The 11,802-nt window shown below is 68.0% G+C and carries 14 protein-coding genes; 7 read left to right on the top strand and 7 right to left on the bottom strand.

Annotated elements, in window-relative coordinates; translation table 11 throughout:
- Nucleotides 1-64: 64 nt before the first annotated feature.
- The gene (locus CQ039_RS02160) at nucleotides 65-496 is read right to left on the bottom strand and encodes a DUF2147 domain-containing protein (RefSeq protein ID WP_105562325.1); all 432 of its coding nucleotides are present in this window, start codon (nucleotides 494-496) and stop codon (nucleotides 65-67) included.
- Nucleotides 493-1,203: a Coq4 family protein gene (locus tag CQ039_RS02155; RefSeq protein WP_233190129.1), complete on the bottom strand. Its 711-nt coding sequence runs from the start codon at nucleotides 1,201-1,203 to the stop codon at nucleotides 493-495. The genes CQ039_RS02160 and CQ039_RS02155 overlap by 4 nt, the downstream gene beginning before the upstream one ends.
- A 140-nt stretch (nucleotides 1,204-1,343) precedes the next feature.
- Here CQ039_RS02155 and CQ039_RS02150 point away from each other — a divergent pair, with 140 nt between their 5' ends.
- Complete coding sequence (locus tag CQ039_RS02150) at nucleotides 1,344-1,955, top strand: TetR/AcrR family transcriptional regulator (protein WP_105562326.1); 612 nt, start codon at nucleotides 1,344-1,346, stop codon at nucleotides 1,953-1,955.
- Nucleotides 1,956-2,103: 148 nt separating this feature from the next.
- Here the strand turns inward: CQ039_RS02150 and CQ039_RS02145 are convergent, their stop codons facing one another.
- A complete protein-coding gene (locus CQ039_RS02145) occupies nucleotides 2,104-2,850 on the bottom strand; it encodes a hypothetical protein (protein ID WP_105562327.1) in 747 nt (248 codons plus the stop codon).
- An 82-nt stretch (nucleotides 2,851-2,932) separates the two neighbouring features.
- Between CQ039_RS02145 and CQ039_RS02140 the strand changes: the two genes are divergently transcribed.
- A complete protein-coding gene (locus CQ039_RS02140; RefSeq protein ID WP_105562328.1) occupies nucleotides 2,933-3,538 on the top strand; it encodes a TIGR00730 family Rossman fold protein in 606 nt (201 codons plus the stop codon).
- 117 nt (nucleotides 3,539-3,655) lie between these two features.
- The gene (locus tag CQ039_RS02135; protein WP_105562329.1) at nucleotides 3,656-3,949 is read left to right on the top strand and encodes a hypothetical protein; all 294 of its coding nucleotides are present in this window, start codon (nucleotides 3,656-3,658) and stop codon (nucleotides 3,947-3,949) included.
- Nucleotides 3,950-4,027: 78 nt separating this feature from the next.
- Here the strand turns inward: CQ039_RS02135 and gltX are convergent, their stop codons facing one another.
- From gltX to CQ039_RS02120, 3 genes are all read right to left on the bottom strand, one after another.
- A complete protein-coding gene (gltX, locus tag CQ039_RS02130; protein WP_105562330.1) occupies nucleotides 4,028-5,362 on the bottom strand; it encodes a glutamate--tRNA ligase in 1,335 nt (444 codons plus the stop codon).
- Between the two features lie 84 nt (nucleotides 5,363-5,446).
- Nucleotides 5,447-5,842: an RNA polymerase-binding protein DksA gene (gene dksA, locus CQ039_RS02125; protein WP_369831535.1), complete on the bottom strand. Its 396-nt coding sequence runs from the start codon at nucleotides 5,840-5,842 to the stop codon at nucleotides 5,447-5,449.
- Between the two features lie 226 nt (nucleotides 5,843-6,068).
- Complete coding sequence (locus tag CQ039_RS02120) at nucleotides 6,069-6,494, bottom strand: flagellar assembly protein FliX (protein ID WP_105562332.1); 426 nt, start codon at nucleotides 6,492-6,494, stop codon at nucleotides 6,069-6,071.
- A 181-nt stretch (nucleotides 6,495-6,675) separates the two neighbouring features.
- On the opposite strand from CQ039_RS02120, the gene CQ039_RS02115 reads away from it, so the two are divergent.
- From CQ039_RS02115 to CQ039_RS02100, 4 genes are all read left to right on the top strand, one after another.
- Nucleotides 6,676-7,794 carry a flagellar basal body P-ring protein FlgI gene (locus CQ039_RS02115; protein ID WP_105562333.1) on the top strand — a complete coding sequence of 373 codons (1,119 nt, stop codon included), beginning with the start codon at nucleotides 6,676-6,678 and terminating at the stop codon, nucleotides 7,792-7,794.
- Nucleotides 7,794-8,099, top strand: a complete 306-nt coding sequence (locus CQ039_RS02110; RefSeq protein WP_105562334.1) for a rod-binding protein — start codon at nucleotides 7,794-7,796, stop codon at nucleotides 8,097-8,099. The genes CQ039_RS02115 and CQ039_RS02110 overlap by 1 nt, the downstream gene beginning before the upstream one ends.
- Nucleotides 8,096-8,536: a flagellar basal-body protein FlbY gene (locus tag CQ039_RS02105; protein ID WP_105562335.1), complete on the top strand. Its 441-nt coding sequence runs from the start codon at nucleotides 8,096-8,098 to the stop codon at nucleotides 8,534-8,536. Before CQ039_RS02110 ends, CQ039_RS02105 begins: the two co-directional genes overlap by 4 nt.
- A gap of 65 nt (nucleotides 8,537-8,601) precedes the next feature.
- A complete protein-coding gene (locus tag CQ039_RS02100) occupies nucleotides 8,602-10,188 on the top strand; it encodes an EAL domain-containing protein (protein WP_105562336.1) in 1,587 nt (528 codons plus the stop codon).
- 76 nt (nucleotides 10,189-10,264) lie between these two features.
- Here the strand turns inward: CQ039_RS02100 and CQ039_RS02095 are convergent, their stop codons facing one another.
- Nucleotides 10,265-11,791, bottom strand: a complete 1,527-nt coding sequence (locus tag CQ039_RS02095) for an ABC-F family ATP-binding cassette domain-containing protein (protein WP_255413085.1) — start codon at nucleotides 11,789-11,791, stop codon at nucleotides 10,265-10,267.
- Nucleotides 11,792-11,802: the final 11 nt, after the last annotated feature.

Genomic DNA, 11,802 nt, shown 5'->3' with positions numbered 1-11,802 from the left:
GCCGACGCGGTCCCCCCGACGGCCTCTCTCGATTACAAGCGTCGTCCGTCGGGCCGGGTTGCGCTCAGCGCACCCGCGTCCAGGTCTGGGTCCGGCACAACATCCGGGCGATACAGCCCCGCACCGCCAGCCGATCGGGCTCGATCAGGGTCAACGTCCCCGTCGCCGCCCCCTGGCCGCTGTCGGGGTCATAAAGCGACCCCGCGTTCCAGACCCGAGGTCCGCCCGAGGCGGCCCGCAGCACCGTCAGCCCCTTGACCGGACGGGTTCTCAGGGCCGGATCGCGATTACGCACGTCGCGCTGATCCGGGTTGGCCCGCAGGGCGGCAGCGTCCACCACCTTGGCGCACAGGGCGGCGCCGCAGTGCTCAATGGCGACGACCCCGTTCTGGGCCGGCGTGCGCCAGCGCCCCAGGAGGGCCTCGTCTTGGGCCATCACCGGCGAAGCGACCGAGGCGGCTGCAACGGCCGCCAGAACCCAAGCGCCTCGGCTCATCCCTTGCCGCCCTGATAGGCGTTTCGAACCGCGACCGGCACGCTCTGATAGAGGGACGGCGTCGGGATCTTCAGACGTCGGCGCGCAACGTCCAGCGGCTCGGCTAACAGGCGTTCATAGTCCTCGCCCGGCAGCCACGCGGCGCGGCGGCCGTCGCGCCAGGCCCGGAACACCGCCCGCGCGCATGGATAGCCGGTGCGCGCCCGCATAAACTGGACGGCGATGCTGGAGGCGATCATGCCAAAGCCCGCGCTGCGCGTCTGCGGCAGAGAAAAGGCCACCAGACAGGCCTCGCCCAGAGCATCCGCCTGATAGCCGGTCAGCACGTGCCAGATGTCATGCACGTCACGCATGCGCCGCGCAAACCAGGCGCGCGGGTGGGCGGCTTCGATCTCACTGTCGGCCACCTTGCGGCTCTCGTCGGCCAGACCGTAGGCGGAGAAGTTCTGGGCGTCGATGAAGTCGCGATAGGCCGCCCCCACCGATCCCGGCGCGAACTGGTCCAGCCAGGCTCGGTCCTGAAGTCGATCAGCCAGTTCCAGACGATGATAGGCCTGAAGCCCGCCCTCCGGCGTTTTCAGCAGCCGCCCATAGCCCCATTCGGGCGAGCGCCCGGACAGGGCGTTCATGATCTCGAACACTTGTTCAGTGTCGTCCTTGTCCGCCACCAGGCGACGCATGGCGCGCAGCGCACGGATCGGTTGCACCCGATGGGTGTTTGCCTGCGACGGTTGACGCCGTGCGACGGAAAGCTCGAAAGCGGGAAGAGTTGAGACGACTTGCACTTGCGGGTTCCTTCGGGGAAGCCTAAGACGACCAACTATCTACATGAATGTCATTTACAGATATGTCAATTGCCTCGATCGAAAAACCGCGTCGCCGTCGCCGCTCGCCTGAAGAGGCGCGCCGAGAGGCCGTGGACGCCGCTCGCGCCCTGCTGCTGTCGGGCGGCCCCAATGCGGTGACCCTGTCGGCGGTCGCGGCGGACATCGGTGTCACCCACGCCAACCTGATCCACCACTTCGGCTCGGCCGCCGGCCTTCAGTCGGCGCTGATGGGGTCGATGGTGGCAGACCTGAGCAAGGCCCTAGACACCGCCGTCGCGCGCCTGCGCACCGACGAGGGCGCCCCGCTGGAACTGGTCAACGCCGTGTTTGACGCCTTCGCCGAGGGTGGGGCCGGCCGATTGGCGGCCTGGATCGCCCTGTCCGGCGACCTGTCCCATCTGGAACCCGTTCGCGCCGCCGTGGGCGATCTGGTCGAAGCCATCGCTGAAAAGATGGGCGACGACGGCGAGGCGCGTGAACGGATCGGCTCGGCTGTCCTGTTCATCGCCCTCAGCGCCTTTGGGGAAGCCCTGATCGGCCCGCCCCTGCGCAACATGCTGGACCAACCCGATGATGCCGGGCGCAAGGTGGTGGCCGGCCTCCTGCCCCGCTTCCTGGCCCGCAACGACTGACCTCGGCCCCGGCAGACAGAAAAAAGCCCGACGCATTTCGCGTCGGGCCAAAGTCGTTCGGTGATGGTGGGTGTCCTCGAAGAAAGAAGACAGACCTGTTGATCGACCTGTTTGGTTAATCAAAGGTTAATTGTGTCATTTCGATACGTTATGCGTCCGGAAACCAGCTCGTCTGCCGCGCGCCCCCTGACAGGCTGCGCGTCACCCGCCAGCCCTCGCCCGCCCGCTCAATACGACCGGACACGTCGCTCTCTGCGGCGCCCGCCCCCGGATAGTCGAAGCGCGCCCCGCCGACGATGACGGTCGCGGACCGATCCGAAAGGCCCGGCAATACGGCTACCCAGCGGCCATTGGAATCAGCGCCGGCCGTGACCTCGCCCCCGCCGTCCACGACAACCCTGACCTGCCCCCCCGGTTTGGCGCGACCGGAAGCCACAAGCCCTCGACCATCTCCATCCACCGAATCCAGCGCCGGCCCTCTAGACAGGCGCCGGCTGGCGCCGCCCTCGACCAACAGGGCCGCCAGGGGCGCGCCTTCCCCTGCCAGCAGAAGTCGCTCGGGGCCGAACGCCGGGAACTGACCGATCTGAACCTCAGGCGTCATGATGACGGCGCCAGCCAGTTGGCCCACATGCAGCTCGAATCGACCGGCTTCGTCGGCGCCCACCGCGAAGGCCAGGTCCTGACCGCCGCGCAGGACGACTCGGGCGCCCGGCGACGCTTCGCCGCGCACCACCACCCCCTCGCCCTGGCGCTCCACGACGCGGATGCGCGGCGAGGCCGTCCAGCCGCCGTCCTGGCGGGCTTCCTCGCCCTTGGCGCCCCCTGCCGGCTCCCCGCACCCTGCCAGAAGCAATGCAGCGCCGACCCCTGCGACGACAATCCGACGTTTCATCCTGACCCGCGTAGCGATAAGCCTATACCCCTCAGATAGCGCGGCCGACGTCGCCCTGTCTTCCTTCCTGTATCGAGGCCTCATGTCTTTGCCGCCCGCCACCATCGCTCCCTTTGACGGCCGCTCGGTCTGCCTGTTCTGCGGTTCGTCCGACGGGGCTGATCCGCAGTACGTCCAGGCCGCCAGCGCCTTCGGCAAGGCGACGGCCGAGGCCGGCTGGCGACTGGTCTATGGCGGCGGCGGCGTGGGCCTGATGGGCGCCTCGGCGCGCGCGGCCCACGAGGCGGGCGGCCGCGTCGTCGGCATCATGCCGGCCTTCCTGCGCAGCCGCGAACGTCTGTTCGACGACGTCGAGACCGTGGTCGTCACCTCGATGCACGAGCGCAAACAGCTCATGTACGATCAATCCGACGTCTTCGTCGTGGCGCCGGGCGGCATCGGCACCCTGGAAGAAGCTATCGAGCTGCTGTCTTGGAAGCGCCTGGACCTGCACGCCAAGCCGGTTATCTTCCTGAACCTGAACGGTTTCTGGGAAAACTACTTCGCCCTGATCCGCCACAGCGTGCGCGAAGGCATGACCCCGGCCAGCTTCCTGGAGGCCTACATCAGCGTCGACACGGTCGAGGACGCCGTCGCCGCCATGAAATTGGCGGAGAATACGCCGCACTTGAAACATGATCGTCGGTAAGTAAACGTGGGTCACTAAACGTCGATCCGTTGTCTTGAAACCGCATTGACAGTTTCAAAAGAAAACGGACTATGGCGTCATAAGGGCGAGCGCCCTACCCATACCGGAGACCTGTCCATGCGTGCTCTTCTCGCCGCCGCTCTTCTGTTCGCGGCCACTCCTGCCTTCGCCGACGCCCCCGCCACCAGCCTGACCCTGGCCGACGCCGCCAAGGCCCCGGCCGGTCGCGTCATCGTCGACGGCGCCGCCTGGCGCTGCGAAGGCGCGTCCTGCACCGCCTCGGGCGGAACCAACCAGCCCGCCGCGCGCGCCTGCCGCCGCGTCGTCGCCAAGCTCGGCCCAGTCACCGCCTTCAGCTACAAGGGCGAAACCCTGGACGAGCAGGCCCTGGCGACCTGCAACGCCGGCTGATCCAGCCGCATCGCGGAAACGAAAAAGGCCGCCTTCGCGAGAAGGCGGCCTTTCTTGTAACTGGCTGCGCCTACAGGCTCAGCTCGCCTCGCCCTTCAGGCGACGCACGATAGCGTCGCGGCCGATCAGGGGCGCCATCGCCGCCATGTCCGGGCCGTGCGCCTGTCCCGTCAGAGCCAGACGCAGCGGCATGAACAGGCCCTTGCCCTTGGCGCCGGTCTTTTCCTTCACCACCGTCGTCCAGGCCGACCATGCGCCCGTGTCGATGACGTCCGGCAAGACTTCCAGCGCCGCCGCCGCAAAGGCGGGGTCTTCGATGACGGGCGTCACCGGACCGGTGACGATCCTGGCCATGTCGGCCACGTCGGCGAACTTGTTCAGGTTGGGCTTCACAGCTTCCCAGAAGCCCTCGCCCAGATCGACGCCCAACGCCGTCAAACGCGGCTGCGCCTCAGCATAGGTCAGACCATGCAAGGCCTGGGCGTTCAGACGGTCCAGGTCGGCGGTGTCATAGCGCGCCGGCGAACGCCCCATCTTGGAGAAGGCGAAGGACTGGCCCAGGGCCTCGACCGAAGCCGCGATCTCCAGATTGTCCGAGGTGCCGATCTTGCCCAGGTGGCTGGTGATGGCGATCGGCTCATAGCCCTGGTCGCGCATATCGCTGATCGACAGCGAGCCCAGACGCTTGGACAGGGCCGCGCCGTCGGCGCCGACCAGCAGCGGCATGTGGGCGAAACCGGGCACCTTGGCGTCCAGCGCTTCGAAGATCTCGATCTGCGCGCCGGTATTCGTGACGTGGTCCTCACCCCGGATGATGTGGGTGATGTCCATGTCGATGTCGTCGACAACCGACGGCAGGGTATAGAGGAACAGGCCGTCTTCGCGGATCAGCACCGGGTCCGACATCGAGGCGGTGTCCACCTCGGCGTGGCCGCGCGCCAGATCTTCCCAGGCGACGCGCTTGCCTTCCAGCTTGAAGCGCCAGTGCGGACGGCGGCCTTCGGCTTCGAAGGCGGCCTTCTCGGCGTCGGTCAGCAGCAGGGCGGCGCGATCATAGATCGGCGGCAGGCCGCGCGACAGTTGCACTTTGCGGCGGCGGTCCAACTCGTCGGCGGTTTCATAACAGGCGTAGAGACGGCCTGAGGCCTTCAGGCGCTCGGCGGCCTCCTCATAGCGGTCGAACCGCTTGGACTGGTTGTAGCGCTCGTCCCAGACCAGGCCCAGCCACGTCAGGTCGGTCTCGATCCCGTCCTCGAACTCCTGAGTCGAACGGGCCAGATCGGTGTCGTCGATGCGCAGGACGAACGAGCCGCCCTGCCCCTTGGCGAACAGCCAGTTCACCAGAGCGGTGCGGACATTGCCGACGTGCAGCTTACCCGTAGGCGACGGGGCGAAACGAACCTTGACGGACATGGGGGATCAACGACCTCGATAGGAAGGCGGCTTGGTCGCGCCGCCGTCCGCTCAAGTCAAGTCGATCCGCCCAATCAGTGCAGATCAGTCGTCCCGATGGACCCGTTCGCGGCGCTCGTGCCGCTCCTGGGCCTCGACCGACAGGGTTGCTGTCGGACGGGCTTCCAGACGGCCCAGGCCGATCGGTTCGCCGGTGTCCTCACAATAACCGTAGGAACCGTCCTCGATCCGGCGCAGCGCATCCTCGATCTTGGAGATCAGCTTGCGTTGCCGGTCGCGGGTCCGAAGTTCCAGCGCCCGGTCGGATTCCGACGAGGCCCGGTCCACCAGATCCGGATGGTTCTCGGTTTCGGCTTTCAGATTTACGACAGTGCCCTTGGATTCGCGGAGGATGTCATCCTTCCACGCCAGGAGCTTGGCCTTGAAATAGGCCAGCTGCCGCTCGTTCATAAACGGCTCGTCATCGGTGGGACGGTACATGACCGAACCCTCCTCGATCACAGACGCTAATGCGTTCATCGCACTCACGCTCAAGTTGTCTGCGCCCCCCTGCGGCGCATGGGCCGTATAGGCAAGGCGAAGAGTCGCGGCAATGGCGTTCGCGAGTCTGCGTTCTTGTTAAGCTGCATTAACGTCGGGTCAGTGTGGCAAATTGCCCTCACTTACCGCTGGAAACCTGACATTTCGCCAGCATTTCCAGGGCCTTCTAGACGCGCGCCCTGGCCGTTTCCGCCTTGGCCATTTCCACGGCCGCGCGCAGGTCGATCTGATCCAGAACGCCCTTCAGGCCGGGATCGGCGTCATCGGGCCGCTCCTCGCGCAGGCTGCGCGCCAGCCGCTCCAGCGCCGGGGCGCCGTCCTGGCCGTTCAACATGGCCAGCTTCAGCTCGTCCAGGCGGTCCAGCAGACCCCCGCCGCGTCGAATCGCCCGGCGCCGCCGCTCGGTGGCGTCCTCGACCCCCTGCAGGGCCATCAGCGCCGAAACCCCCGCCACGCTCGACGCGGAAGCGGTCGCGGCGGCCGAAGCGGGCCCCGACGCCGCACCGCTAGCCGGCAGGCTGAAACCGCCCGCAGCCTTCGTGGGGCGCGAGCCTTGCGTCGATGTAGCGCCCGAGGGGCCGGTGACCTTCATGATCCATGCTCCCGATCAGTCTGAACCATCGGCCATGAGGGTCACCGCTTGGTTAACGTCTCGGCAGAATCTGCCGCCACCACTCCAGGCCACCTAGACGGCCGATTGAATTCAAAGGACATTTACGCCGGCACGAACTTCGCATGGTTAATCGCGAACGCCTCAACAGGACGTCTGTCGTATGCAGAAGTTGCTCACCGCCCTCCTCGCCTCCGCTTCCACCGCCCTGATTCTGGCGGCGACGCCGAACGCGGCCGAGGCCCAGTCGCGCATCAAGGACATCGTCTCTGTCGAAGGCGTCCGCACCAACCAGTTGGTCGGCTACGGCCTGGTGGTCGGCCTGAACGGCACGGGCGACAGCCTTCGCAACTCGCCCTTCACTCGCCAGTCGCTGGAAGGGATGATGGAGCGCCAGGGCGTCAACATCCGCGGCGCCAACCTGAACACCAAGAACGTCGCGGCGGTCATGATCACCGCCGACCTGCCCCCCTTCGCCACGCCGGGCTCGCGCCTGGACGTGGCCGTCTCGGCCATGGGCGACGCCAAGAGCCTGCTGGGCGGCACGCTTCTGGTCACGGCCCTGCAGGGCGCCGACGGCGAGATCTATGCGGTGGCGCAAGGCTCGGTCCAGACCGGCGCCGTCTCGGCCTCGGGCGGTTCCGGCTCCTCGGTGACGCGCGGCGTGCCGACCGCCGGCCGCATCGCCTCGGGCGGGGTGGTCGAGCGTGAGACCGGCTTTGACCTGTCGGCCATGCCGATCGTGCGCCTGACCCTGCGCAACCCCGACTTCACCACGGCCCAGCGCGTCGCCGCCGCCATCAACCAGTCCTATCCCAACAGCGCCTTCGCCGAGAACGGCACCGTGGTCGCCATCCGCGCGCCCCAGACCATGGGCATGGCCGGCTTCGTCAGCCAGGTCGAGAACCTGCCGGTGCGCGTCGACGCCCCCGCCAAGGTCATCATCGACGAGGTCAACGGTGTCATCGTCATGGGCGACGCGGTGCGTATCTCCACCGTCGCCATCGCCCAGGGCAACCTGACCGTCTCGGTTCAGGAGAACCCCATGGTCAGCCAGCCCGAGCCCTTCAGCCGCGGCGGCCAGACCGTCGTGGTGCCGCAGTCCAACGTCTCGATCGAGGAAGAGACCGGCCGCCAGATGCGGATCGTCAACGGCGGAGCCTCGCTCTCGACCCTGGTCAACGGCCTCAACGCCCTCGGCGTCAGCCCGCGCGACATGATCAGCATCCTGCAGGCCATCAAGGCCGCCGGCGCCCTGCAAGCCGACATCGAGGTCATGTAATGGACACCCTGCCCGTCGCCGCCAACGCCATGAACCCGATCAACCCGACGCTCCATCGCGGCCAGTCGCCGGAACAGATGCGCAAGACCGCCCAGGACTTCGAGGCCAGCTTCCTGTCTCAGATGTTCAAGCCCATGTTCGAGGGCCTGGAGACCGACGGCGCCTTCGGGGGCGGCAGCAGCGAGGCCACCTGGCGCAGCTTCCTGCTCGACGCCATGGCCAAGCAGACCGTCAAGGCCGGCGGCATCGGCCTGGCCGACACCGTCATGTCCGAAATGCTCAAGATGCAGGAGCAGTCCGCGTGACCGCCGACGTCGAAACCTCCACCCTGCGCGCTCAACAGCTCATCAACCTGACCCAGGCTCTGACCGAGCGCCTCGGAGCCGAGCGCGACGCCTTCCGCGCCCATCGCGCCCAGGATGTCGCCGCTGGCATGGCCGAGACCCAGGAACTGGCCAACCTCTATCGCCGCGAGTCGGCCCAGGCCAAGGCCGCGCCCGCTTTCCTGACAGTTATTCCCGTTGACCTTCGCGACACTCTGATTTCCGCGACGCAGGCGTTTGAGGCTGTTCTAGCCGAGCACGCATCGACCGTCGACGCCGCTCGCCAGGTCTCTGAGGGCCTGGTCCGCACCATCGCCGCCGAAGTCGCGGGCGCCCGCGCCCAAGGCGTCGGCTACGGCGCCTCGGGCCGCGCCACCGAGGGCGACGGCCGCGCCGTAGCCCTGAATCGCAAGGCCTAGAACCCGACCCCTTCCCTGATGCGGCAAAAGCCCTTTCTTAACGGCCTGACCCGCATGGTCGTCGCATGAGCCTGAAATCCCGTCTCCTTGGTCTGGCCTTTGCCGCCGCCGACGCCCTGATCGAGGTGGATGACAAGGCTCAGATCACCTTCGCCCTGGGCGCAGGAGCGACGGCCAACCAGTCGACAGCGTCCTGGATCGGCCGCCCCTTCGTTGAGCTTCTGTCCTACTCCAGCCGCGCGGCGGTCCAGTCGGCGCTTGGCGGCCTGAGCGGCGGCGCGCGCAGCCTGCCACTGGAAATTCTTGCCGACTGCGGCGATGGGCGCGTGCGGCGGGCCCTGTTTCGCGCCTTCGTCCTGCCAGATCTGGCCCCGTCCGTATCCTGCGCCCTGACCTGGCAAGGCGAGCCCTTTGTGCTCGAAGAGGCCGGCCCGCTCCCCCTAGCCGATGCCGAGGGCTTCCTGGCTCTCGCCCGCGAAGGCCTGAACGGCAAGACCGGCGCCGCCCTGCAACGTCTGGCTATGGCCTTTATCGAGGTTCAGGGTCTCAGCGCCGCCAATGACGCCGCCAACGAACGCGTCGCCGCGCGCATCGGCGCGCGCCTGCAACAGGCCTCTCACGACGGCGCCAGCGCCGGTCAGTTGACCGCCAGCCGCTATGCTCTGATCAAGACGGCCGACGACGGTCGCGACCTGGAGGCAGAGGTTCGCGAAGCCGGTCTGGCCGAGGGCCTGACCCTAACCTCCCGCACCAACGAAGTCGCCGTCGGTTCCGACGCCCTGTGCGCCCTGCGCGCCATGCGTTTCGCCATCGAGGGTTGCCTGAAAGACAATAGCGCGCAGCCTGAACTCAGCTTCGCTGACTCCCTGTCTCGGACCCTCAAGGACGCCGACCGCTTTCGCGGCATCGTCCGCGACCGCGAGTTCGCCCTCTTCTATCAACCCATCGTCGACCTGAAGACGCGCGCCGTTCACCACTTCGAGGCTCTGGCTCGTTTCGGCCAGAGCGGCGGCCCGGCATCCGCCATTCGCATGGCCGAGGAACTGGCCCTGATCGAGAGCTTCGACCTGGCCGTGGCGGAAAAGATCGTCCATCGGCTGCGTCAGCCCGGCTCGGGCCTGCTCAAGATCGCCATCAATGTCTCCGGCGCCTCCCTGGCCAATGACGCCTATGTGGCCGCCCTGCTGCGCATGACCGCGTCCGAGCCCGACAACCGCCGTCGCCTGATCGTGGAAGTCACAGAAACCGCCGCCCTGGCTGACATCGCCGCCGCCAACCGTCGCCTCAGCGCCCTGCGCGATGCCGGGATCAAGGTCTGCATCGACGACTTCGGCGCCGGGTCCGCCGCCTTCGACTACCTGCGCGGGCTCTCGGTCGATGCGGTCAAGATAGACGGCGCCTTTGTGCGCGGCATCGACAGCGACGCCCGCACTCGCACCCTGATCGGCCACCTGGTCGAACTGTGCGGCTCGCTGGGCATGACCACCATCGCCGAAATGATCGAGACCGAAGACGCCGCCCGCGCCGTCCAGGACCTCGGCGTCAACTTCGGCCAGGGATGGCTCTTCGGCCGCGCCGAGGCCGAACCTGTCACGACCGGCCCCATCGCCGCGCGCGCCCGCCGCCAGGGCGTGGTCGAAGCCTGGGGCTGAAGCAAAATCGACGCATCCGGGTCTCAACGCCCGTGATCTGTATGCATTGAGGGCGCTTGAAGCGATTTTTGAAGACTCAGCCCCTTGCCGGCGCCAGCCGCACTTCCCGATCGACCCCCACATTGTCCATAAAGTCCCGATCATGGCTGACGATCACCAACGCCCCGTCATAGGCCGCCAGCGCCGCCTCGATCGCGGCGATGGAATCCAGATCCAGATGGTTGGTCGGCTCATCCAGGATTAGCAGTTGCGGCGGGCTCCTCCCTGTCATCACGCAGGCCAGCGCCGCCCTCAGGCGCTCCCCGCCTGACAGGGTCCCCACCTTCCGGTGCGCCGCCGCGTTGCGGAACAGGAACCGCGCCAGGGCCGCATGGGCGTCGTTCGGCGTCCCTTCCGGGTTCAACCGGCGCCAGGCCTCGATCAGGGTCTCCTCCGGCTTCAGGATCGCCGCCGCCTGGTCCAGCAGCGCCGCCGTCACGGGCCGGTCGATCCGCCCCGCCGTCGGCTGCAGTTCTCCCGAGATCAGCTTCAGCAAGGTCGTCTTGCCCGCCCCGTTCGGCCCGGTGATCGCCACCCGCTCCGGCCCGGTCAGCCGCAGCGACAGCGGCCCAACGATCAGCCGCCCCTCGGGACTGCGCCACTCGACCGCGTCCAACGCCAGCACGACCTTGCCCGCCGCCAGCCCCGTCGACGGCATCGGCACGGACAGCAGCCGCGCCCGCTCGACCCGCTCGCGCGCCTCGACCAGTCGCCCCTCGACCTCGGCGCGACGACGTTCCGCCAGCCGCCCCTCGCGCGCCCCGCTTTCCTCGGCCCGCTGCGCCTTGGCGTCGAGCAGGATCTTGGGATCGGACGTCCCCGCCCGATGCGCCCTACCCGCCTTGTCGCGCTTGGCCTTCTTCTCCAGCGCCGCCTGCGCCTCACGGGCGGCGCGCCCGACCTCGCGCTCCGCCGTTTCCAGATCGCGCTCCGCCGCGGCCCGCTCGGCGTCCCGCCGCTCGACATAGAGGTCCCAGCCTCCGCCATAGGTCCGCGCCCCCAGGCTCGACAGCTCGACGATCCGATCCATCCGTCGCAGCAGGCCCCGGTCGTGGCTGACCGTCAGCACCCCGCCCGGCCAACGCCCGACGACCTCGGCCACCAGGGCCCGCGCCTCGGCGTCCAGATGGTTGGTCGGCTCGTCCAGCACGATCAGCTCGGGCGCCGCCAGCATCAGCCCCGCCAGCCGCAGACGCGTCTGCTCGCCGCCGCTCAGGCTGTTCGTCAGCCGATCCAGCGCCAGCCCGCTCAGCCCGACCTGGGCCAGCGCCTCGTCCAGCCGCGTCTCCAGCGTCCAGTCCGCCTCGGCCATGTCCTCGACCGAACCCTCGCCCGCCAGCACCCGCGCCAGAGTGGCCAGGGACTCTGCCGCACCCAGCGTATCCGCCACGGTCTCACTGGACGCCGGCTCATAGGTCTGGGCCAGCCAGCCGACGCTTCCGGCGCGCGCCACCGCCCCCTCGGCGGGTTCGGCCAGACCGGCGACAAGGCGCAGCAGCGTGGTCTTGCCCACGCCGTTGCGGCCGACAACGGCCGTGCGCTCGCGCCCGAAGGCGAGGCTCAGATTATCGAATA

Origin of the sequence: Brevundimonas sp. MYb52, assembly GCF_002979535.1 — a bacterium.
Lineage (GTDB): Bacteria > Pseudomonadota > Alphaproteobacteria > Caulobacterales > Caulobacteraceae > Brevundimonas.
This window is presented reverse-complemented; position numbering and strand designations above follow the sequence as displayed.